The organism is Staphylococcus sp. HMSC055A09 (assembly GCF_001809655.1).
GTDB classification, from domain to species: Bacteria; Bacillota; Bacilli; order Staphylococcales; family Staphylococcaceae; genus Staphylococcus; species Staphylococcus capitis.
Genome location: NZ_KV798369.1, coordinates 675,398 through 699,514, shown reverse-complemented (window position 1 = coordinate 699,514; position 24,117 = coordinate 675,398). Strand labels below are relative to the sequence as shown.

21 protein-coding genes are annotated in these 24,117 nt (G+C 33.0%); 1 reads left to right on the top strand and 20 read right to left on the bottom strand.

Annotation, left to right across the window (positions count from 1 at the left end; all coding sequences use genetic code 11):
* The 4 genes from glnA to hflX form a co-directional block, all read right to left on the bottom strand.
* On the bottom strand, window positions 1-1,336 hold a 1,336-nt coding region (gene glnA, locus HMPREF2642_RS08870), incomplete at its 3' end, for a type I glutamate--ammonia ligase (RefSeq protein ID WP_049385913.1).
* A gap of 19 nt (window positions 1,337-1,355) precedes the next feature.
* The gene (locus tag HMPREF2642_RS08865; RefSeq protein WP_002433929.1) at window positions 1,356-1,724 is read right to left on the bottom strand and encodes a MerR family transcriptional regulator; all 369 of its coding nucleotides are present in this window, start codon (window positions 1,722-1,724) and stop codon (window positions 1,356-1,358) included.
* 260 nt (window positions 1,725-1,984) lie between these two features.
* Window positions 1,985-3,223, bottom strand: a complete 1,239-nt coding sequence (locus HMPREF2642_RS08860; RefSeq protein ID WP_030064844.1) for a methionine gamma-lyase family protein — start codon at window positions 3,221-3,223, stop codon at window positions 1,985-1,987.
* A gap of 16 nt (window positions 3,224-3,239) precedes the next feature.
* On the bottom strand, window positions 3,240-4,475 hold the full coding sequence (hflX, locus tag HMPREF2642_RS08855) for a GTPase HflX (RefSeq protein ID WP_030064842.1): 1,236 nt from the start codon (window positions 4,473-4,475) through the stop codon (window positions 3,240-3,242).
* A 111-nt stretch (window positions 4,476-4,586) separates the two neighbouring features.
* Between hflX and HMPREF2642_RS08850 the strand changes: the two genes are divergently transcribed.
* A complete protein-coding gene (locus HMPREF2642_RS08850) occupies window positions 4,587-5,063 on the top strand; it encodes a glutathione peroxidase (protein WP_023350360.1) in 477 nt (158 codons plus the stop codon).
* Window positions 5,064-5,327: 264 nt separating this feature from the next.
* Here HMPREF2642_RS08850 and hfq read toward each other — a convergent pair whose 3' ends face one another.
* The 16 genes from hfq to HMPREF2642_RS08770 all read right to left on the bottom strand — a co-directional run bounded on the left by hfq (window position 5,328) and on the right by HMPREF2642_RS08770 (window position 24,079).
* A complete protein-coding gene (gene hfq, locus HMPREF2642_RS08845; protein ID WP_002433967.1) occupies window positions 5,328-5,567 on the bottom strand; it encodes an RNA chaperone Hfq in 240 nt (79 codons plus the stop codon).
* The gene (gene miaA, locus HMPREF2642_RS08840) at window positions 5,521-6,519 is read right to left on the bottom strand and encodes a tRNA (adenosine(37)-N6)-dimethylallyltransferase MiaA (protein WP_030064841.1); all 999 of its coding nucleotides are present in this window, start codon (window positions 6,517-6,519) and stop codon (window positions 5,521-5,523) included. Before miaA ends, hfq begins: the two co-directional genes overlap by 47 nt.
* Before the next feature lie 4 nt (window positions 6,520-6,523).
* Window positions 6,524-7,459, bottom strand: a complete 936-nt coding sequence (locus tag HMPREF2642_RS08835) for an alpha/beta hydrolase (RefSeq protein ID WP_030064839.1) — start codon at window positions 7,457-7,459, stop codon at window positions 6,524-6,526.
* A 256-nt stretch (window positions 7,460-7,715) separates the two neighbouring features.
* Window positions 7,716-9,389: a glycerol-3-phosphate dehydrogenase/oxidase gene (locus HMPREF2642_RS08830; RefSeq protein ID WP_030064837.1), complete on the bottom strand. Its 1,674-nt coding sequence runs from the start codon at window positions 9,387-9,389 to the stop codon at window positions 7,716-7,718.
* A 178-nt stretch (window positions 9,390-9,567) separates the two neighbouring features.
* Window positions 9,568-11,067 (bottom strand): glycerol kinase GlpK, encoded by a 1,500-nt coding sequence (gene glpK / locus HMPREF2642_RS08825; RefSeq protein ID WP_002433942.1) that lies wholly within the window; start codon window positions 11,065-11,067, stop codon window positions 9,568-9,570.
* A 148-nt stretch (window positions 11,068-11,215) separates the two neighbouring features.
* A complete protein-coding gene (locus HMPREF2642_RS08820) occupies window positions 11,216-12,034 on the bottom strand; it encodes an MIP/aquaporin family protein (RefSeq protein ID WP_070597789.1) in 819 nt (272 codons plus the stop codon).
* Between the two features lie 303 nt (window positions 12,035-12,337).
* Window positions 12,338-12,871, bottom strand: coding sequence for a glycerol-3-phosphate responsive antiterminator (locus HMPREF2642_RS08815; RefSeq protein WP_070597788.1), 534 nt, complete (start codon window positions 12,869-12,871; stop codon window positions 12,338-12,340).
* Window positions 12,872-12,884: 13 nt separating this feature from the next.
* A complete protein-coding gene (gene mutL / locus HMPREF2642_RS08810; RefSeq protein WP_030064832.1) occupies window positions 12,885-14,852 on the bottom strand; it encodes a DNA mismatch repair endonuclease MutL in 1,968 nt (655 codons plus the stop codon).
* A gap of 15 nt (window positions 14,853-14,867) precedes the next feature.
* Window positions 14,868-17,477, bottom strand: coding sequence for a DNA mismatch repair protein MutS (mutS, locus tag HMPREF2642_RS08805; RefSeq protein ID WP_030064830.1), 2,610 nt, complete (start codon window positions 17,475-17,477; stop codon window positions 14,868-14,870).
* Between the two features lie 203 nt (window positions 17,478-17,680).
* Window positions 17,681-18,175 carry an energy coupling factor transporter S component ThiW gene (thiW, locus tag HMPREF2642_RS08800; protein ID WP_002437014.1) on the bottom strand — a complete coding sequence of 165 codons (495 nt, stop codon included), beginning with the start codon at window positions 18,173-18,175 and terminating at the stop codon, window positions 17,681-17,683.
* Window positions 18,176-18,198: 23 nt separating this feature from the next.
* Window positions 18,199-18,564, bottom strand: a complete 366-nt coding sequence (locus HMPREF2642_RS08795) for a YlbF/YmcA family competence regulator (RefSeq protein ID WP_023350366.1) — start codon at window positions 18,562-18,564, stop codon at window positions 18,199-18,201.
* 3 nt (window positions 18,565-18,567) lie between these two features.
* Window positions 18,568-20,112 carry a tRNA (N6-isopentenyl adenosine(37)-C2)-methylthiotransferase MiaB gene (gene miaB, locus HMPREF2642_RS08790; protein WP_023350367.1) on the bottom strand — a complete coding sequence of 515 codons (1,545 nt, stop codon included), beginning with the start codon at window positions 20,110-20,112 and terminating at the stop codon, window positions 18,568-18,570.
* Between the two features lie 192 nt (window positions 20,113-20,304).
* Window positions 20,305-20,601: a thiamine-binding protein gene (locus tag HMPREF2642_RS08785; protein ID WP_030064827.1), complete on the bottom strand. Its 297-nt coding sequence runs from the start codon at window positions 20,599-20,601 to the stop codon at window positions 20,305-20,307.
* A 75-nt stretch (window positions 20,602-20,676) separates the two neighbouring features.
* The gene (locus HMPREF2642_RS08780; protein WP_070597787.1) at window positions 20,677-21,294 is read right to left on the bottom strand and encodes a poly-gamma-glutamate hydrolase family protein; all 618 of its coding nucleotides are present in this window, start codon (window positions 21,292-21,294) and stop codon (window positions 20,677-20,679) included.
* Window positions 21,295-21,451: 157 nt separating this feature from the next.
* The gene (locus HMPREF2642_RS08775) at window positions 21,452-22,318 is read right to left on the bottom strand and encodes a 2-oxoacid:ferredoxin oxidoreductase subunit beta (protein WP_030064823.1); all 867 of its coding nucleotides are present in this window, start codon (window positions 22,316-22,318) and stop codon (window positions 21,452-21,454) included.
* Window positions 22,319-24,079: a 2-oxoacid:acceptor oxidoreductase subunit alpha gene (locus HMPREF2642_RS08770; RefSeq protein WP_030064821.1), complete on the bottom strand. Its 1,761-nt coding sequence runs from the start codon at window positions 24,077-24,079 to the stop codon at window positions 22,319-22,321.
* Window positions 24,080-24,117: the final 38 nt, after the last annotated feature.

Sequence of the window (24,117 nt, the reverse complement as noted above, 5' to 3'; positions counted from 1 at the left end):
ATTGTTTCATGTACTGCTCGCGTTCCCATTCAGAAACTTGAGTACGGTAATAATCCCATTCAATTGATTTAGAGTTAATAAATTGATTGTAAATGTGATTTCCTAAAGCTTTTTTGATTGAAGGATTTTCACGCATTGATTTTAACGCAGTATACAATGTTGATGGTAAGTCTTGGATGCCAACTGCTTCTCGTTCTTCACGATTCATTTCGTAGATATTTTGATTTACTGGTTCTGGTACTTCTAGTTTATTCTTAATTCCGTCTAATCCTGCTTCAAGGATTGCTGCTAAAGCCATGTAAGGGTTAGCTGCAGGGTCAACTGAACGTACTTCAATACGAGTTGACAATCCTCTTGAAGAAGGTACACGTACTAATGGAGAACGGTTTTTACCACTCCAAGCGATATAACATGGTGCTTCGTAACCTGGCACTAAACGTTTATAAGAGTTTACTAGAGGGTTACATACTGCAGTGAAACCACGTGCATTTTTAAGAACACCTGCTGTAAATTGATAAGCTGTTTCTGTTAATTGCATTTCGCCATTTGGATCGTAGAATGCATTTTCTTTACCTTTGAATAGTGAAACGTTAAAGTGCATTCCGCTTCCGTTAACACCAAATAATGGTTTAGGCATAAATGTCGCATGTAAATTATGTTTACGAGCAATAGTTTTTACAACAAGTTTGAATGTTTGAATATTATCACATGCTGTTACAGCATCTGCATATTTAAAGTCAATTTCATGTTGACCAGGTGCAACTTCATGGTGACTTGCTTCAATATCAAAGCCCATATCCTCTAATTCTAATACGATATCACGACGGCAATTCTCACCTAAGTCTGTAGGTGCTAAGTCGAAGTAACCACCATCATCATTAAGTTCCAATGTTGGTTCACCTTTTTCATCTAATTTGAATAAGAAGAATTCTGGTTCAGGCCCTAAGTTGAAGTCTGTGAATCCCATATCTTCCATTTCTTTTAAAACTCGTTTTAAGTTAGCACGTGGATCGCCTTCAAATGGAGTACCATCTGTTTTAAATACATCACAGATTAAACGTGCAACTTTACCTTGTCCAGCAGTCCATGGGAAGATTACCCAAGTATCTAAATCTGGATGTAAATACATATCAGATTCTTCAATTCTTACAAATCCTTCGATTGAAGAGCCATCAAACATCATTTCATTATCTAAAACTTTTTCTAATTGGCTAACAGGAACCTCTACGTTTTTAATTGTTCCTAAAATATCAGTAAATTGTAATCTTAAATATCTTACGTTTTCCTCTTCAGCAAACTTACGAATATCATCTTTTGTAAAACTACGTTTTGGCATGGTTTTAATCCTCCAAATTTTATTTAATAAATCTTGATAAGTCACCACGATTTATTGGTAATGTTTCGCTACGCGGTTTCTGCGTTGCATCTACAATCATTCTTTTTCTAGTCTCTTGTTCGTCTGTCGATAAGTGATCTTGATCATCAAAAATGATTTGTTTAATACCTTTAATGTTAAAACCCTTTTCAATTAAAGATTTAATTTCTAAAAGTCTATCCAAATCATTCATTGAAAATAACCTTTTGTTACCTTCAGTTCTTTCTGGTGTAATGAGTTCATGTGTCTCATAGTATCGAATTTGTCTTGGACTTAATTCGGTTAATTTACTCACTACACTCATAGAGAATACGGCCATGTTACGTCTGATTGAATCATTAGACTGCACTTGAACCTCTCCTCTACTTTTGAACTTATCATTAATTTAGCATAGTTTTATCGATAATACAAAAGTATGTAAGGTTTTCTAACATAAAATATCAAAAAACTGTCATATCAATATTTCTACTACCAAATTCATTCAAAATTTTTAATTAATTTCAGGCAACAACTTATACTTTCTAAAATAATTTTATAATTTTCTGACAAAAAGTTCAAACAAATACAAAACTCTCTAAATTAAGTTTATTTAGAGAGTTAAATTAATCTTTATATCAAGTTTTGTTTTCGCAGTTGTGTAACTGCTCGTGTTACAGCTAATTTAACATGTTCATAAGTAAGTCCACCTTGTACGTATGCCTCATATGGTGGTCTAATAGGACCATCCGCTGATAATTCTATAGAGGAGCCTTGTACAAAGGTACCTGCTGCCATAATGACATCATCTTCGTATCCAGGCATATAACTAGGTTCTGGACTAAAATGTGCATTAATTGGAGAAGCATGTTGTATACTTTGACAGAAAGATATCATTTGTTCTTTCGTCTCAAATTGTACCGTTTGGATTAAGTCTGTACGTTTCACATTGTATTTAGGTGTCGTTTTCATGTTTAACTTTTCAAGAAGAAGACTGGTAAACAATGCGCCTTTCAAACTTTGACTGACTACATGAGGAGCTAAAAAGAATCCTTGATACATTTCTTGTAAAGAATTTAAAGATGCTCCCGCTTCTTTACCAATACCTGGCGCAGTTAAGCGATAACCGCATCTCTCAATTAAATCTTTACGACCGGCTATATACCCGCCTATCTTAGCTAGGCCACCACCAGGGTTCTTAATGAGTGAACCTGCGATTAAGTCAGCCCCTACTTCAATAGGTTCTTTATCTTCAACAAATTCTCCATAGCAATTATCTACGAATATAATGACATTCGGATGCTGTGTTTTAATTGTATCAATCGCCTCTTCAATTTCATCCACCGGAATTGACGGGCGTTGATCATAACCTTTAGAACGTTGAATAGCGACAACTTTCGTTTTCTCATTTATTGCACTAAGTACAGAAGGAATATCAATTTTACCATTATTCAATTTGACCTCGTTATAGTGCACACCATGTTCTTTTAAACTTTCTATACCATTTCCGTTCACACCTATTACTTCTAGTAAAGTGTCATATGGACTTCCAGTGATATATAGCAACTCGTCGCCATATTTTAAAGTACTCTGCAGAGCTAGCGTAATTGCATGGGTACCTGAAATGATTTGTGGTCTGACAAGTGCATCTTCAGCTTTAAATGTGTGAGCGTAAATTTCTTCTAAATGATCTCTACCAAAATCGTCATAACCGTACCCGGTAGATCCTTGCAAGTCACTCTCTGTAGCTTTGACATGGTGAAATGCGTCTAATACTTTTTCTTGATTGATTAACGCAGTTTTCTCAATATCTTTGAAGAATGGTGCTAAAGTCGTTTCAACTTCTTCAATTAATTTGGTCATTTCTTCCATGATTTTTCTTCCTTCTTTATTTTTTATAACCTTTAATACTATAAGTCTCATTGTCTTCATTGAAATAAAGTTCATCAACTAGTGTGTGTTGCTTTAAGAAGTACAATCGATTTGCATCTGTACTATCAACTGTTTCTTCATAATAGTCTAAATGATGTTTTATTTCATCAATCATTAAGTTTCTAACTTTATCTTTATCATTTTCATCACGACTAGATACAAATACATATGGCGATTTAGCAACTGGAGCCTCTTGAGCTTCTGTGCATAAATCTTTTTTATTGAAAATGACAGCCTGAGGTATTTGATCCATATTTAAATCATCAATGATTTGATTAACTGTATCATATTGCGTACGATGTTCAGGATGACTCGCATCAACAACGTGTAATAGTAAATCTGCATCTTTAGCTTCTTCAAGCGTAGATTTGAACGCAGCAACAAGTGTTGTAGGTAATTTCTGAATGAAACCTACTGTATCTGAAATAATAAGATTAAACCCTTCATTTATTTGTATTTGACGTGTTTTTGGGTCTAATGTTGCAAAGAGTAAATCCTTTTCGTAGGTTTCTTCATTCGCTAAAACGTTAAACCAAGATGATTTTCCAGCATTCGTATAACCAACTAAGGCAACTTGGAAAACTTGATTCTGTTCTCGTTTATTTCTATATCTTTCACGATGTTCAACTACTGATTGTAGTTGATGCTTGATTTCATTCATGCGTGTTCTAATATGACGTCGATCCATTTCAAGTTTTGTTTCACCTGGACCTCTTGTACCTATGCCACCGCCTAAACGAGAAAGACTCTTTCCATGACCTTGCAATCGTGGTAAAAGATAATCAAGTTGTGCAAGTTCAACTTGTAATTTACCTTCTCTACTTCTTGCTCTTAATGCGAATATTTCTAAAATCAATTGGGTTCTATCGATGATTTTTATGCCCAAATTATCATTTAATGTTTTAGATTGAGCCGTCGTTAATTCATCATTTGTAACGACAACATCTATATCATGAAATTCGATGAAAGCTTTAATTTCCTCTATTTTACCTTTACCTACATAATATTTATGATCAAATTGTTCTCTATTTTGAGTGATTTGTCCTTTAACATTTAAACGGCAAGTTTGAGATAAAGCTTCTAATTCTTCCATAGTTGAATCAAAATTAAATTGATTATCCGTTTGAGCATGTACACCGATTAAAACAGCAGTCTCTAATTTCTTCTTAGTCGGATGTGGTTGCTGTGCCATGATATACATCTCCTTTTAAAAAGTTACTCAAAACATTCTATCATAGAGTATAAACAAAGACTATACGATTAAATTATGTTAAATTTGAAGTAAATCGAAAGGGTGATAGATATGGAAACAATTTATGATTTCGTAGTACAAAAAAATAATGGTGAAAATTATAAATTAGAACAGTATAAAGGCGACGTAATGCTAATCGTAAACACTGCTAGTGAATGTGGTTTTACTCCACAATTTGAAGGATTACAGAAGTTATATGATAACTATAAAGATAAAGGCTTTATCGTCTTAGGTTTCCCTTGTAATCAATTTGGCGGACAAGAACCTGGTTCAGGAGAAGAGGCTGCTCAAAATTGTAAAATTAATTATGGCGTTACTTTCCCTATTCATGAGAAAGTAGACGTTAAAGGCGACAATCAACATCCTTTATTCCGTTATTTAACTGACGCTGCAAAAGGTATGTTAAATGAAAAAATTAAATGGAATTTCACTAAATTCTTAGTTGATCGTGAGGGTAATGTTATTAAACGCTTTTCTCCTCAGAAAAAACCAGACCAAATCGCAAGTGAAATTGAAAAATTATTATAATTAAATATGTAAGAGTAATATAAAGTGTAACTACAATGAAAAATGCTTCATGTAATGTGTAATTATTGAAATTAAGACGAACTTCAATCAACACATTGCATGAAGCATTTTTTTATTACAAACATTCCCTTGATTTGTTCTAAAGTGCTTAGTGTTTTAAAACATTATCTTCAATACTTAAATGTATTTCGTTCATTAGTAAAACCAACGATTAGATTTTACTTTCAACAAAATGGCGTTATTAATGCACTTTGATTACAACTTCTATTCTTCACTTTTTTCTTCAGTTGATTCTTCTGCTTCATTATCAACTGTGAAAGTGCTGATCGCATGTTTGTAAATCAGATGTTGTTTGCCTTGAGAATTTAAACTTACGACATATTTGTCAAAGTCTTCAATAACACCTTTCATTTGAAAGCCGTTTAAAAAGAATACAGTGACCTCAGTTTTGTCTGCTTTAAAGTTCTCTAGTGCTTGATCTTGGATGTTTTCGTTTGCAATCATGTTTAGAACTCCTTTTATTTATTTGGGTTGTAATCTCATCTAACATCATCTGAAGTGACATTTTTTCTTTATCTAACCAACGAACGTCCATTTTATTTTTAAACCAAGTTAATTGTCGTTTCGCATACTTACGTGAATGCTGTTTAAGTTTTTCAACGGCATCTTCCATCTGTATATGACCTTTTACTACAGGTACGAGTTCTTTATATCCAATTGCTTGCATACTTTGACTTGATTCAAAACCTTGTTCTACGAGGTCTTGCACTTCTTTAAATAATCCGTGACCCAACATAATATCGACACGTTTATTTATTTTAAAATATAATGTTTCGCGCGACATTTCAATCCCTAATAATAATGTATCATAATTTTCAGTAAATTGTTGCACTTTCTTGCGAGAACTTAAAAGTTTTTTTGTTTTTAAATAGTATTCTATCGCTCGAAGTACTCTTTTTCGATTATTTGGATGAATATCTTCTGCAGAGTCACTATCAAATGATGCTAGATACTGATGCAATTCTTCATTATTATAGTGTTTTAATTCTTCAAGTTGTGCTTGAACACGTTTCATTTGCTCTTCTGAAATAGTTTCATCTTCAAATGCATAATTATAAAGTAATGATTGTATGTAAAGGCCCGTGCCACCCGCGATAATAGGTAATTTACCTCTATTTGTAATATCTTCAATACATGCTTCTGCACGTTTTTTAAATTCAAATGCCGAAAACGACTCATCTGGTTCTAAGATGTCTATCATATGATGCGTGATACCATCCATTTCATCTTGTGTTACTTTAGCTGTTCCAATATCCATATTTTTATATACTTGCATTGAATCGCCACTAATGATTTCTCCATTAAATTTTTTGGCAACTTCAATACTTAATTCAGTTTTACCTGATGCTGTTGGTCCGACAATAACAACAATAAATGGCTTATGTTGATTCGTCATTTCGTTATTCACTCACTTTATTTTTCTTTAAAATTTGTTTCTCTATCCATTCAAACATATGTTGCCACGTTGTTTGATAATCGTCCTCAAATAAAATTTCATGTCTTTTATTTTTATATAGCTGAACAGTAATGTGCTTAATACCTGATTTTTTATACAATTTACCTAATTGTTTGATTCCTTTTCCATAATCACCAAATGGATCTTCTTTTCCTGAAATCAATAAAATTGGCAATTGTTTGTTAAGTTTATCTAGACATTTAGGTTCTATTGTTAGCATCATAAATTTTACAGTTTGATAAATTAACTGATTAGATACTTTGAAACCACAGTATTCATCTTTAACAAATTTCTCTACCTCATCACGTCTTGTAGATATCCAATCACTTTCAGTTAAGGGATTGGATATTCGTTTGTTAAATGATTTATTAACTAATTTATTCACCCAATTTACTCGACGGCGTTTTCCTAAGATCATCGTAATGAGCTTCAAAGCGAAAGTCGCCGGAACACCCTTCCATTTTGGGAACATGCCAGTACCTGTTAATATTAATCCATCTGCAAATTCTGGGTATCTCATAACAAATAATCTTGCAATAATAGAGCCCATAGAATGTCCAAGAACAACGTAAGGAACTTTAAGTTCAGTACCATATAGTGTTTCAACTATCTCATACGCATCATCAGCAATCTGAGACATACTCTCAAAATGACCCCGTTCAACTTCATCAATATCTTTACCATGACCACGATGATTGTGTCTTAAAACATCGTATCCTTGTATATTCAACGCATTTACTAACTCGTCATAACGGTCCATATGTTCAGCCATACCATGAAAAAGATGAATAATACCGATAGTATTTTTCTTCGCTTTATCAACTTTAACTTCAATCATTGTTCCATCTTCAACAGTAATTTTAAATTGACTTTGACTCACAACATATGCCCCCGATCTTTCTAACTTCAAATTTAGGTTTAATTCAATGCGTTTATTAAAACCATTTTATAAATAATATACCGTGAGACATTGATGTAATCAAATCGTTTGCATATTAACATTACCCTTATTAATCATTTATTTTTAGAAAATGATGGCACAAAATTTGCAAATTAAAAAACTACTTATGAATGAAAGCGAGAGCCAACATTCACAAGTAGTTTATTAGATATTCATACGTATTAATTCAACATGATTATTCTTTAACTGCTGGTTGATTATTTCCAGTACGTGCTTGATCAATTGCTTCTTCTACTTCTTTAGTGTAAGACTCTTTTTGAGCATCTGAATAGTTAAGCATGTCAGCCATAACGTCAATAACAGCCTCTTTATAATCTAAAACATCTTGAATATTGAAGTATAATTTACCTGAACGACGTACTAAGAAGTCAGTTGGTTTGTAAACCATTTCTTGTTGAATTCCGTAAACTAATTCCACATAAATTTCTAATGGTAAATGATTATCTTGTTGTTTAGCAGTTTGAGCTATGTTGAATAAATGATCTACGTTAGAACCATATTTACTAGCTAATCTACGTGCAACATCTTCTTCAATACCAAATCCTTTGGCTGCGTCAACTTTTTGGTCAACAAAGTGTTGATAGTTTTTACTACCACCTACGTCACCGCCAGAAATTTTAAGATATTTAGTTGCACATGGTTCAAATTTAAGTCCATGTTCTTGTTTTAAACGTTTAGCTAATAAGTCAACAATATCTAGTGCCATATGACGATAACCTGTTAACTTACCACCAGCAATAGTAAGTAGGCCTGATTCACCTTCCCAAACTTCATCTTTACGAGAAATTTCAGATGGGTCTTTACCTTCTTCTAAGATTAATGGACGAACACCTGCCCAAGTTGATTCGATATCTTCATCTTTAACATTAACACTTGGGAACATGTAATTAATCGCATCAATGAGATAATCTCTATCTTCTTGTGTAGTTAATGGTGTTGCTTTTTCGTTATCATAGAAAGTATCAGTTGTACCAACATATGCTTTACCTTCACGAGGTATAGCGAAAATCATACGACCATCTTTTTCAGTGTCGAAATAAACTGCTTGGCCTAATGGGAATTTAGATTGGTCGATAACAACGTGCACACCTTTAGTTAAACGTAGTTGTTTATTATTACGTGCATAGTCACCACTTCTCACTTCATCAACCCATGGACCAGAAGCATTAATTACTTTTTTAGCTTTAATACCGTATGTTTCTCCGTCAATCATATCTAATACTTCGATACCATTAACTTTTTTATTTGAATCATAAGTGAAATGTTCTGAACGAGTATAGTTAATGATTTCTGCACCTTTTTCAGCTGCTTTTTTCATAACTTCAATAGTTAAACGAGCGTCATCAGTACGGTATTCAACGTAATAACCGCCACCTTTTAAGCCTTCTTGTTTAACTAGTGGTTCTTTATCTAGTGTATCTTGTCTAGATAACATTTTTTTACGTTCAGATTTTTTAACACCAGCTAGTCTATCATACATTGTTAAACCGATAGCTGTTGAGAATTTACCGAATGTACCACCTTTATGCATTGGTAACAGCATCCATTCAGGTGTAGTTACATGTGGACCGTTCTCATAAACAATTGCACGTTCTTTACCAGTTTCAGCAACAACGCCAACTTGTAATTGTTTTAAATATCTTAAACCACCATGAACAAGTTTAGTAGATCTAGAACTTGTACCTTGTGCGAAATCTTGCATTTCAACTAATGCTACTTTCATACCGCGGTTACTAGCGTCAAGAGCAATACCTGCACCTGTAATACCACCACCGACGATAACAACGTCATATTCATTTTCTCTTAAATTTTTCTTGATATGATCTCTTTTCAATGTAGATAATGCCATTATCTAAACGCCTCCTAGAAATAAATAAAAAACGAGACACCTATCCCACAACAACATTTAATTGTTTTGTACGAACAGATCTCTCGTTTCTCGATTTTCTTATTAACTTAAATAAAGTATATCACATTTAAGAAAATCAAGTCCATTTATTGCTCATTTTTCCTTTAAAAAATTTGTCTTAATCTTCTAATTTGAATACTTGAGTTGCTTCAACAGCTTTTTTCCAGCCTTTGTATAACTTAGTGCGTTGTTCATCTTCCATTTTTGGTTCAAATTCAGTTTCAAGCTTCCAACGTTCTCTAATATCTTCTTTATCGTCCCAGAATCCTACAGCTAAACCTGCTAAGTATGCAGCACCTAAAGCAGTAGTTTCTTGAATTTCAGGTCTTTCAACTGCTGTATTAACGATATCAGCTTGGAATTGCATTAGGAAGTTATTTTTAACTGCACCACCATCTACACGTAAGTTTTGTACTTCAATAGATGAATCTTTTGACATTGCTTCCATAACATCACGTGTTTGATAGCATAGTGATTCTAATGTTGCACGGATGAAGTGTTCCTTTTCAGTACCGCGAGTTAATCCGAAGAATGCGCCTCTAGCATCAGAATCCCAATAAGGCGTACCTAAGCCTACAAATGCTGGAACCATATAAACGCCTTCAGTTGAGTCCACACGTGAAGCGTAGTTCTCAGTTTGAGGTGCAGAATTAATCATTCTCAAACCATCACGTAACCATTGGATAGCTGAACCTGAAACAAAGATTGAACCTTCAAGCGCATAGTTCACTTTGCCGTCAATACCATATGCAATAGTTGTTAATAATCCACTTTCTGATTTAACCGCTTCTTCACCAGTGTTCATTAACATAAAGCCACCTGTACCGTAAGTGTTTTTAACGTCACCACGGTCGAAACAAGCTTGACCAAATAATGCAGCTTGTTGGTCACCAGCGATACCGGCAATAGGTACTTCTTGACCAAAGAAGTGATAATCTATAGTTTTAGCATACACTTCGCTTGATTCTTTAACTTCAGGAAGCATTTGTTTAGGAACATCTAAAATGTCTAATAGTTCATCATCCCATTTTAAATCATGAATATTGAACATTAAAGTACGACTAGCATTCGTATAGTCAGTGATATGAGCCGCTTTACCTGACAACTTCCAAACTAACCAAGAATCAATAGTTCCGAATAATAAGTCTCCATTTTCTGCTTTCTCTCTTGCGCCATCAACATTATCTAAAATCCATTTTACTTTAGTTCCTGCAAAATAAGGGTCTAGTAGTAAACCTGTTTTATCTCTGAATGTTTCTTCATAACCTTGATCTTTTAATTCAGTACAAATATCTTGCGTTTGACGTGATTGCCAAACTATCGCGTGATAAATTGGTCGTCCGGTATTTTTATCCCAAACCACTGTTGTTTCACGTTGGTTAGTAATACCGATACCTTCAATTTGTTCAGATTGAATATCATTTTCATTCATAACTTCAGCCATTACTGAAAGAACTGAAGTCCAAATTTCGTTAGCATCATGTTCTACCCAACCTGAGTGTGGAAAATGTTGTTTAAATTCACGTTGAGAAACACCTTTAATTTCTCCATCTTTATTAAATAAGATTGCACGTGAACTTGTTGTTCCCTGATCGATTGATAAAATATATTTTTCCATAGGTTTTGACTCCTTTTGATGTGATTAATAATAAGCTTTATAAAGTTAACATTTTAAAACTATTTATAAAGTATCAACCATTATATCTATACACATAATTGAGAAATTTTAATCCCGATAATTATAATTATCTAATATATTGTTACTATTAGTAAATTGATTCAATGTCACCTTTTTTTGAAGATTTATTTAATATCAACCCTAATACTAGAGTGATTACTACTACTAAAATTCCAACGGCACAACTTACATTAAAAGTTTGTTTATAAAATACTTCGTAAATGACTGCACCGAGCATACCACCTGCAATAGGACCTAATACAGGCACTATAGCATATGACCAATTAGATTTACCCTTTCCTGCAATTGGCAATATTGCATGGGCAATACGTGGGCCTAAGTCACGAGCTGGGTTAATTGCATAACCAGTAGAGCCTCCTAAACTTAAACCAATTGCTACAATTAAAGCGCCAACAATAAGTGGGTTTAATCCGTCAGCAATTTTATTTACACCAATAAATAGAATACCTAAAGTTAAAGCCATTGTACCGATTATCTCACTTAAAAAGTTGGCGAAATAATTTTTGATACCAGGTGCTGTAGAGAACACGCCTAATTTAACGTCAGGTTCTTCAGTGACTTTCCAATGTGGAAGATACATTAACCAAACGAGTGCACCACCAACGATACCACCTAACATCTGGCAAATGATATATCCTGGTACTTGAGCCCAACTGAATCCGCCATCCATGGCAAGAGCTATAGTTACAGCTGGGTTTAAATGTGCACCTGAGAATTTACCAACAGCGTAGGCACCCATTGACACGGCAAGTCCCCAACCCGCTGCGATAACAATCCAGTCAGCGTTGTTGCCTGCACTTCTCTTCAAGTTGACGTTTGCACATACGCCACCCCCGAAAAGGATTAGAATCGCAGTTCCTAAAAATTCTGCTAAATAAGCATTCATATAAATTCCTCCCAAAAAACAGAGAGACCCCTACCATAGCGATATTAAGCTCGTAGAAATCTCCCAGTCTCTGTTCTATTATTAACTTTTAAACTTGATACAATTTTACTATTGTGTTGTAAGCGTTGTCAATAACTTTGTAAAATAATTGTCATAATTAGTATTTATAATTATAAAAATAGTGATGAAATATTATTGATAACCAAAACACTTATTAAATACTTTAGTTTTATTGATAATTTTTTATAAAAAAAGAGTTGCTCAAAGAAGAAAATCATTCTTTAAACAACTCATAATTTGTAACTACCAGAGCTTTTGATAGCTTGTAGTAACATATTTAGCTCCACTAGATATGGCTTCTTGAATTTCTGCTTCATCATTGATTAATCCGCCCGCAATAACTGATGTTGTAGTCTCTTTTTGAATTTGATTAATCGCTTTACTAGCTATACCTGGTAATACTTCGACAAAATCTGGTTCGACTTTTTTAATTAACTCTATACTTCTAGTAAGTGCTTGACTATCAATAATAAACACTCTAAATATCGTTAAGGTATTTAATGATTTAGCTTTCCTAATCACTTTTGTTTTTGTAGAAACGATACCTTTTGGTTGATATTGTTGAATGATATATTCACAAGCAAATTCATCATGGCTCAATCCTCTAATCAAATCGATATGAATATAACACTCTATATTATATTGCTTTAGTAACCCCATAATACTTTTTAAATGGCCGATATGCATATCTAACAATACACAAGCTTTATAGTTCGTCTTCGTTAATCTTTCAAGATCTCTCATATTTCTAATAGCTGGTAAAATATTTTCTTTCAAGATAACAGCTCCTCTACATCACTCGTTTAAATAGTTTTTCTAATTCATAATTTGAAAAATTGATTATAATTGGTCTACCATGCGGACACGTAAATGGATCTTCTGCTTCTCTTAGTTGATCAATTAAATCTGACATTTCATTATTTTTTAAATAATGATTAGCTTTAATAGATTTCTTACAAGACATCATAATCGCTGCATCTTCTCTTATCTTTTTCACATCTACTTTTTTATTTTCTAAAACTAACTCAATCATATCTTTAATTATTTCCTGTGCTTCAGCTTTTGGAAACCATACTGGATAACTATTTACAATATAATCATGACCACCAAAATGCTCTAGCTGTATTCCAACTTTATCTAATTCATCTATATACTGGTCAATAATCATTTGTTCATCTTTTGAGAAATGAAATGTAAGAGGTATAAGTAAATTTTGAACTTCGTTAGATACTTCTCCTATTTTATCTCTAAAATATTCATACTTTATTCTCTCTTGCGCTGCATGTTGATCTATCATAAACATACCATTTTCATTTTGAGCAATAATATATGTTCCATGAACTTGGCCCACAACTTCCATGTATGGTACACGTCGCTTAGGATCTTGACTCACTGTACCTTTAATATCTTCTTCATTATTAGAGGTTGATTCAGTATTTAAAAGGTAATCGTCCTCCATATCATTAAGTATGTCTTTTTGAACTTGAGAGTAATTATCCTCTTCGGAACGTTGTATATTATGAGAGGTAAATCCTTTCTCATTTTCATGGTTTGATAAAGTAGTATTTGTATCTTGGTAATTATTGATACCTTCTCTAATTTCTGAATCATTAGTATTGTAATGGTCCTTATTAGATGAAGGATGGGCGGTTGTTGAGTCGTCATTTGTCACTTCAGAATTTCGTTTTTCGAAATCCATTTTTTGTTGTTCAAATGATTCAAGGACTTTATTCTTTTTAGGTGTTCGGTCTAAATCATTTTGAGGTATTAGAATTCTATCTTTGAAGGCCTCTCTAATTTTTTCAACTATTAAATCATATAACTGGTCCTCTTTTGATAAACGAACTTCTAACTTAGTTGGATGCACATTAACATCTACTAAAATAGGATCCATTTCAATGTTGATATAGCAAATTGGATATCTGCCTATAGTTAATAATGTATGGTATCCTTCTAAAATAGCTTTGTTAAGAATAAAATTCTTGATATATCTACCATTAATAAAAATTGAAATATAATGCTTGTTACTTCTTGAATGTTCAGGCTTTGCAAAGAAACCTTCAAGATGATAATCACTTGTATCTCCTGAAATATGTACTAAATCTTTAGCAACTCTCATTCCATATATCTCTGCCATCACTTCATTCGTGCGACCTGAACCGTTCGTGCTTATTAGTGTTTTGCCATCAGACACTAAAGAGATTCTAATATCAGGATGACTCATCGCCATTCGATTAACAATATCAGTTATCTTCCCTAATTCTGTATAAAGACTTTTAATATATTTTAAGCGCGCTGGTGTATTATAGAACAAGGATTCAACTAATATGTCTGTACCTTTTTTAGCTTTTGCTGGCTTACGATTAACGATCTCACCATTTTCAGCATATACTTCAAAGCCATTTTCATTATCTGTACACGTTTTTAATGTCACTTTAGATACTGATGAAATACTGGCTAAAGCCTCACCACGAAATCCTAAAGTTCTAATATGGAATAAGTCATCATCAACATCTAATTTGCTTGTTGCGTGTCTATGAAAGACAAGACTTAAATCATCTTGCTCAATACCTGTGCCGTTATCAACAACTCTAATTGAAGAAATACCTGATTGTTCCACTTCAATATTTATCTCGGTGGATTTTGCATCAATCGCGTTCTCCAATAATTCTTTAACTACAGAGCTGGGTCTCTCTACAACTTCGCCGGCTGCAATTTTGTTAGCTAATGAGGTTTGTAATTCTTTTATTTTTCCCATTTCTTACACCTACCTCTATCTTAATTGATTCTGTAACTCACTTAATTTCACAAGTGCTTCTATAGGCGTCATATTGGATAAATTCAAATTTTTAATTTCTAATTCTAATTCACTTTGTTCTTCACTATTATCAAATAAATCAAATGCAGCTTGTTCAAATGAATCTTTGATCATTGATTTGTCGTCACTATTGTGATGCTCATTTTTTACATTTTCATCATTTGTATGATTATTTGGTAATTCATTAGGCATAATTTGATTAGATGGTTTTTGTTCAAATTCATCTAGTATTACTTGAGCTCGACTTATTACTTCTTCTGGCAAATCAGCTAATTTAGCTACTTGTATACCATAACTATCATCGACGGCTCCATCTTTAACTTTATGCAAGAATATCAGTTCTCCTTGATATTCATCAGCAGCTACATGTACATTTTTTAAACATGGTAACATTTGATCTAGTGAAGTTAATTCATGATAATGAGTTGAAAATAATGTTTTAGCATGAGAAGTTTGTGCTACATACTCAATCATGGCTTGTGCTAAAGCAAGTCCATCATAAGTAGATGTCCCTCTACCAATTTCATCAAAAATAATTAAACTATTTTCTGTAGCATAAGTTAACGCTTTTTGTGCTTCCAACATCTCTACCATAAATGTACTTTTACCTGAAACTAAGTCGTCAGCTGCACCTATTCTAGTGAAAATTTGATCAAATATAGGTAATATAGCTGAATCACAAGGTACGTATGCTCCCATTTGTGCCATAATGCTAATAATTGCTACTTGTCTCATGTAAGTTGACTTACCAGACATATTTGGCCCGGTTATGAGATAAATAAATGTATCATTGTTTAAACTACAATCGTTCGGCACATAATCGTTATGATCCATAACTCTCTCTACCACTGGATGTCTCGAATTCTCTAAATGTAAGGTTTTATCATCACTGAAAGAAGGTCTTACATAATTATATTTTTGCGCAATTTCAGCAAAACTCTGTAGACAATCTAATTCAGAAATAATTTTAGCTTGTTGTTGTAACCTTTCAGTGTAAGTTTTAATGTGCTCACGCAATTTAACGAATAATTGATACTCTAATTCAATCGCTTTATCTTCGGCACCTAAAATGATATCTTCTTTTTCTTTCAATTCATCTGTAATAAAACGCTCTGCATTGGATAATGTTTGTTTGCGATTGTAGCCATAATCGCTAGGTTCAAATCCTTGCAAATTAGCACGTGTGATTTCAATAAAATAACCAAAAACCTTATTAAAACTTATCTTAAGAGACTTGATACCTGTACGCTCACGTTCCTTAGCCTGTAATTCTGCTAACCAATTTTTACCGTTCTTAGAAGCTTCTAAGTATTCATCTAGTTGTTCATTGAAACCTGTCTTGAATAATCCACCATCTTTAACTGAAATTGGAGGTTCTTCTACTAAACTTTCTTCTAATAGTTCTAAAAGATCATCTAACGGCTCAAGTTCACTAAATTGAGTAGTAGTTTGAGCATCTAATTCATTAAGTAATTCTTTAATATGTGGAATTTCTGATATTGAGTGCTTGAGCTGAATTAAATCTCTGGCATTCACGTTGCCATAACTGACTCTACCTACCAATCTTTCAATATCATAAACTTGATTTAAATAATTACGTAAGGTATCTCTTTCGATAAAACGATTAATGAATTCTTCAACTATATTTAATCGATCATTAATTTGGTCTTTACTAATTAAAGGTCTATCTACCCATTGTTTTAATCTTCTAGCACCCATTGGTGTTTTTGTTTCATCCATCAACCAAAGTAAAGTACCCTTTTTAGATTTGAGTCTAATACTTTCTGTTAGTTCTAGATTACGTTTGGCATAGAAGTCCATCTTCATGAAATCAACAGCCGCATATTGTACAACTTCTTCTATATGAGATAAGTCTCTCTTTTGAGTATGATGAATATAATCTAGTAATAATTGTGCAGATTTATACATTAGATTATGAGCAAGCTTATTAGTCTCGTATTGTTCATTTGATAGAGTCTCACGTACTGTAATTGTTTCTGTAGTCATACTAATTTGGCGTTTGAGTTCTTCAGATAATGCTTCATTAACAACAATTTCATTAGGATTTATCGTCGTTATTTCATTTAATAACGTCGCTTCGTCTTGAAAATGGGTAGACTTAAATTCTCCAGTAGAAACATCACAATAACTAAGTGCTATTTCTTCATCTTTTACAAAACTAAGAATGTAGTTATTTTGTTTTTCATCTACGCCACCTTGTTCCATGACTGTACCAGGAGTGACAATTCTTACAACTTCTCTTTTAACCATGCCTTTTGTTTGTTTAGGGTCTTCCATCTGTTCACAAATCGCTACTTTATACCCATTATTAATTAAGGTTTCAATATAACTATCTGCTGAATGATAAGGTACGCCACACATTGGGATTGGATTTTCTTTTTTAGCGTCTCTTTTAGTTAAGGTGATTTCAAGTACTCTTGAGGCTTCTTTGGCATCTTCAAAGAACATTTCATAGAAATCGCCGAGTCTAAAAAATAATAAACAATCATCATATTCTGATTTTATTTTTAAATATTGTTGCATCATCGGTGTTACATTCGCCATTTCTATTTTCACAACCCTTATTTATAAATATTTTTCTATTTTTTAAAATTTTTTACGCACTGTTTTAACTCATACATTTTAACATATAAACATGTAACTCGCTTAATCAAAAAGTGAATAAAAAAGCACGCTCTATTATACGAATTAAACAGAGTTACCCCATTTATTTAATCCCTTAATAATAAAGCGTACATGATAATTAATTATTTCTTTTTAAATTTATCTAATAACCCGCGTCTTTTTAAAATAATAAGTATTATATAGCTAATTAGAGAACCAATTACACTTGAAACCATAAACGCTATCATTAATGGTTTTACAAAGAAGTCTTCCATTCCCATAAACCATGCTAAAGGTATACACATTAAACTTCCTATGACACCAGTTCCTAAAACTTCTCCAACTGATGCCATGAAAATATGTTTTCTATACATGTAGAATAGACTAGACAAGAGAACTCCAATCATACTACCCGGGAAAGCAAAAGGACTACCTGTTCCAAAACTAATTCTTAAAATTGAAGAAATAAGCGCTTGAGCTAATCCATACCACGGTCCTACAAACACAGCGCATAAAACATTAATAAAATGTTGAACAGGCGCTGCTTTTATAGGTCCTAAAGGTATTACAATAAGACTACTTAATACAACGTTGATTGCGATTAAAAATGCAGTTATAGTCAAATTCCTTATTTTCATAGCATTTACTCCTCAATTAGCTTTTATTCCTTATGCTCTCGTTTGTTATGTTCATTAAGTCTATCTTCCATTGTTTTGATCATCATTTGTAATAAATCATTCGCATCGTATTGTGCAGAACGAAATTCTTCGACTATTGGTAAATTATTTATTTCATCTTCAATATGATGAATTTGATTTTCAGATTGTCGGAAGGCAGTATCTTTCCCATAATTTTGAAAGTTGACAGATTGTTTTTGTTGATTTTTTAGACTTTTCATCTTACTTTCAATTGTTTTATTATTATGGATTTGCTGTTCAATCGATTGGTAATCTTTTACAACATCTAGGTCATTAATGCGTTGCGCTAGTATATCTGCATGTTTTAAGATATCCTCTTTTGAATACATTGTTTAATGAACCACCATTGCCTTTTGATGTTCTTTCACAAATGTTCCATTTAATGAATATTGTTTTGCTTCATCGATTTTAACATCAACAAGTTTTCCAATCATTTCTTTAGGAGCTTTAAAGTTGACTAGTTTATTTTTATCAGTGTAACCAGCTAATACTGTGTCATCCTTTTTACTTGCTCCTTCACACAATACTGTAACGATTTTACCTTCATATTTACTCATAGCTTTTTGAGAGTATTCACCTACTTTTTTATTTAACCTTTGTAATCGTTCTTTTTTCACTTCAGTAGGCACATTATCTTTCATTTTAGCAGCTGGTGTTCCATCTCTTTGAGAGTATAGATAAGTATAAGCATGTTCAAATTCTACTTCATCATATAACGATAGCGTTTCTTCAAATTGTTCTTCAGTTTCATTAGGATATCCTACAATAATATCTGTTGTTAACGCTATATTAGGAATTGCAGTTTTTATTCTATTTACTAAATCAAGATAGCTTTCACGAGTATATTTACGACCCATAATTTTTAAAACGGCATTGTTCCCTGATTGAACTGGTAGGTGAATGTGAGGAACTATATTACCACCATTTGCTATAACTTCAATCATACGATCCGTAAAGTCCCAAGGGTGACTTGTTGTAAATCTTACTCTTGGTATATCAATCTTAGATATATCTTCTAGTAAATCACCAAGTCCATAATCTAGATCTTCGATATCTTTACCATAGGAATTTACATTTTGACCTAATAAAGTAATTTCTTGATAGCCTTCTCTTGCTAATTCTCTTACTTCATTAATAATATCTTCAGGGCGACGGCTACGTTCCTTACCTCTCGTGAAAGGTACGATACAATATGTACAGAATTTATCACATCCATACATGATATTAACCCAAGCTTTTATACTACCTTCTCTTACCTTAGGAAGATTTTCAATAACATCTCCCTCTTTAGACCAAACTTCTACTACCATTGCTTTAGATAAATACGCTTCTTCTAAAATTTCAGGTAAGTGATGGATGTTATGTGTACCAAATATCATATCTACATTTTGATAAGATTTTAGAATTTTATTTACTACTGATTCTTCTTGAGACATACATCCACATACCCCGATTAGACAATCAGGACGTTCTTTTTTAAGATGTTTTAAATTTCCAATTTCACTAAAAACTTTGTTTTCCGCATTTTCCCGAATAGCACAAGTATTAATTAAAATTACATCTGCTTGATTAATATCAGTTGTCGCACTATAACCTAAAGCCTTTAATATCCCCGCCATAACTTCAGTATCATGTGCATTCATTTGACAACCATACGTTTTAATTAAAAAAGTACGACCGTTACCCATGTTTTTATACTTTTCATCAATATGAAAATCTCTATTATATTGTACTTCTTGTTTCCCACGTTTTTTTGCTTCTTTTAAACTAGGTGGTTGATACACTTGTTCAAAGTATTTGCTATAGTCTTTTTCAGCTTTACGATCACGCTCAGCTAAAATGTTTATCGTACCAGCTTTTCTTTGTTCTTCATTCACTTTGAAAAATCCTTTCTATAAGCCCATAATCATTACTACATTATATTAAATTTAAAGTTAAAGTGCAAAAAGACGTTTTGTTTTATTTTTCAAAAATGACATATAAAAAGAGACAAATCAAACCTTTTAAGCTTAATTTGTCTCTAACCTATTATAAAAAATTTAACATTAGTTTATTATGTGATGCTTTGTTTATTCTTCATCATATTTGCCAGTTAATGTCTCAATATCAATTCCTTCAGGGACGTGATAAAATTTAACTTGGCTAATAATACTTGGACATTCTAATTCAACCATTCTCTCATTAAGTTTTTGAATTAGAATAAGACACTCACTCATTTCTCCTTGAACAGTTGTTTCCAATGGCCCTACTCTATAATGCATTCCTGATTCATCAATAATTTTAATTGCCTCATCAACATAAGGAATCACATCTTCATTGTTTGGAGTTCTAGGAATTATTTGTACACTCATTAAAGTATCTTGCACTACAATATCACTCCTTTTATTTATACAATCATATACTCATATTTTAACATTCATAAAGTAAGTATACGCTAAAGACTAAACTTGTTGTAGTGCTTTAATTGTTGCATCTGCAAAGTCGTACATTAAGTCACCCCAGTTATCTCGGTCTTCACGACTTTTACGTGAACTTTTGTTATTCACAAATAATTCTTTTCTAAGACTTGAAGTTAACTCGATTTGAACGCCAGCATTATTCTTAGTTAAATTAATAATATTTTCATCTTGCTTCCCAGCCATCGTATTCGGCGCTTCTTGTACCTTTACACCTACATCTGATAACGTATCACTTAATATATCAATAAGTTGCTGATCATTGCCTCCAAGATAAGCTACACTATCTTCGCCTTTACAACCATGCAATGCTATCGCTCTTTCACTTTTTTCAACAATTTTAATAGCTTGTGGGTCATCGTAATTTGTAGATGTAACATGCAATTCATTATTGCCTTTACTACGTAGTCCCTTAAAAGAAAAATAATTAAAATTCCCTTTATCAGCAATCACTTGTGCTAACTCAGTCGTAGCTGGTTCAATACCACCACCGTGAATCGCTAAGATTGATACATTACTATCTTTATCATCTGTTTCAATTTCCCAATCTTCATTTTCCACAGTTACGTTTTCTAATTCTTTCATTGATTTAAATCTATCCATGACTACCTCCAATAAGATTGTTTATTTTGCATATTCCCAAAATAAATAATTTAAAAAGTCATTTACGCAATTTAAATATTTTTAATCAAGAATTAAAATATAGATTTTCATCATAAAAAAACTGAGCACCCCATGTAGGCACTCAGATACCAAAAAATTATATAAATTGAGCTGTCAAATCATTAAACGTATCTTCTGTAATATGAACATCTTTTTTAGCTAGAGCCTCATCTTCAAGTTCATTAATTTGAGATTCGTATGAAGGCGTTTCAGTATCTTGATAGACAATACCTTTAACTAGCGATTCGTGCTCTAAAACTGTTCGCATAGCTAACTGTTTATCTGAATTATCATAATCATCAATATCATCAATGCTAGTTAAATGCTCTTTAAACCAATCATAAGTGTTAACTTTATTATATGTTACACAAGGTGAGAATACATTAACAAATGAAAATCCATCATGATTAATCGCATCCTCAATCATTTTAGTTAATGCTTTAATATCACTTGAAAAACCTTGTGCTACAAATGTAGCACCTGATGAAAGAGCTAATTCTAATGGGGCTACATTTTTCTCAATATTCCCTTTAGGTGTAGATTTAGTTACAAAACCTACTGCTGAAGAAGGTGATGTCTGTCCTTTAGTTAAACCGTAAATCTGATTATCCATGACAATGTATGTCATATTCATGTTTCTTCTTAATGCATGAATCGTATGCCCCATACCGATTGCATAACCGTCTCCATCGCCACCTGAAGCAATAACAGTTAAATCTTTGTTCGCCATTTTAACACCCTGTGCTAAAGGTAAGGCACGACCATGTATAGCGTGAACACCATAAGAATTAATGTATCCTGATAATCTACCAGAACATCCAATGCCTGTAATAATTGCAACTTCTTCAGGTTCCAAACCTACATTGGCAGCTGCTTTTTGTATGGCCGCTTGTACTGAGAAATCTCCACATCCTGGGCACCAATTTGGCTTAACATTATTTCTAAAATCTTTGAATGTAGCCAATTAAACCAACTCCTTAATTTCCTTGACTATCTCTAATCCTTTATCTTCAATTTCATGAGGTAAGAAAGGTGTACCATCATATTTAGTTTGGTTCACTAATTTTTCTTCTACTTTTGTGTTCATTTTTAAAATATTAGATAACTGACCTTGATAATTATGTTCAGCTACAATCACTTTAGATGCTTTATCGATTGCATGTTGAATCGTATCTTTAGGGAATGGATGTAACTGACGAATTTGTATAGTATTAACTTTAATACCTTGAGATTCCAAACGTTCTGCGCCTTCGTTAATAGCACCTTTGGTAGAAATAAAACCTATATATAATAAATCTGCCTCATCATATTTTTCATTAGATTCAATAGGTTTTTCTATAACTAGATTTTCTGTTTTACGCATACGTTTTTCCATTTGTGCTTGTCTATTAGAAGCCGCTTCACTAGGTTTACCTTCTTCATTATGTTCAACACCAGTGATGTGATGAATGCCACCTTTTACACCCGGAATAGGACGAGGTGAAATTCCATTACCTGTTAAGGCATATCTTCTAAAGTAGCCTTTATCATCTTCTTCACGTTCTATATCAGATTGAAGTAATTCGCCGCGTTTAATTTGAATCTTATTATAATCTAATGACTTAACTGTTTGTTTACCTAAAGAAAGTTGTAGATCACTTAAAATAATGACAGGACATTGATATTCCTCTGCTAAATTGAATGCCTCTACTGTAAGATAGAATGCATCTTCAGCATCAGTTGGAGCAACTACAATTTTTGGAATATCACCGTGTGTACCATATATCATTTGCATTAAATCTGATTGTTCTTGTTTAGTAGGTAAACCTGTTGAAGGTCCGCCACGTTGAGTGTTGATGACTACGAATGGTGTTTCAGTCATTCCTGATAAACCAATTGATTCCATCATCAATGATAAACCAGGACCTGCACTTGCTGTAAACCCTCTTACACCAGCATAATTAGACCCTATAGCCATTGTAGCTGCAGCAATTTCATCTTCCGTTTGAACAACAGTGCCACCGACTTTAGGAAGATTAGCAATCATATACTCCATAATTTCAGATGCTGGAGTAATAGGATAAGCAGCCATAAATTTAGAACCTGCTGATATTGCTCCTAATCCAATTGCATCATTACCTATCATATACAAGTGAGGATCTTCATTAATTGCTTCTAATTCAAAGTCTCCCTGAATAGAACTTAGGTGTTCTTTCATTAAACGATAACCTTCGTTAAGTGCTTCGATATTCATATCAACTACTTTTTCTCCCTTTTTAGAGAACATGTTCGTAATTAATTCTTCAAAAGTAGTTGTGTCTAAATTCATAAGCGCTGAAGTAGCTCCAATAGCCACCATGTTTTTCATCAGTGCTGTCCCAAGTTCTTTAGCAGTGCTTGTAAACGGTAAATCTATAAGTTGCGCTTTACAGCCTTCTGGTTTCGTCGGTTTAGCCTTAGAATCCGCAATTATAATACTATCCTCTCTCATTTCATGATGATTTAACTCAATCGTTTCTTGATCGAATGCAATTAAGATATCTAAATCGTCACTAATGGCATGAACAGGCGTAGTTGATACTCTTATTTTATTGTTAGTATGACCACCTTTAATTCGACTTGAAAAGTGTCTGTAACCATATAAAAAGTATCCCTTCCTATTCATTGCAGTAGCGAAGATTTCTCCAGTAGATTCGATACCTTCACCTTGTTGTCCGCCCACTTTCCATGATAGTTGTGATTTCATATCACATGCCTCCTGTGGATATAATTCATATTTAATAA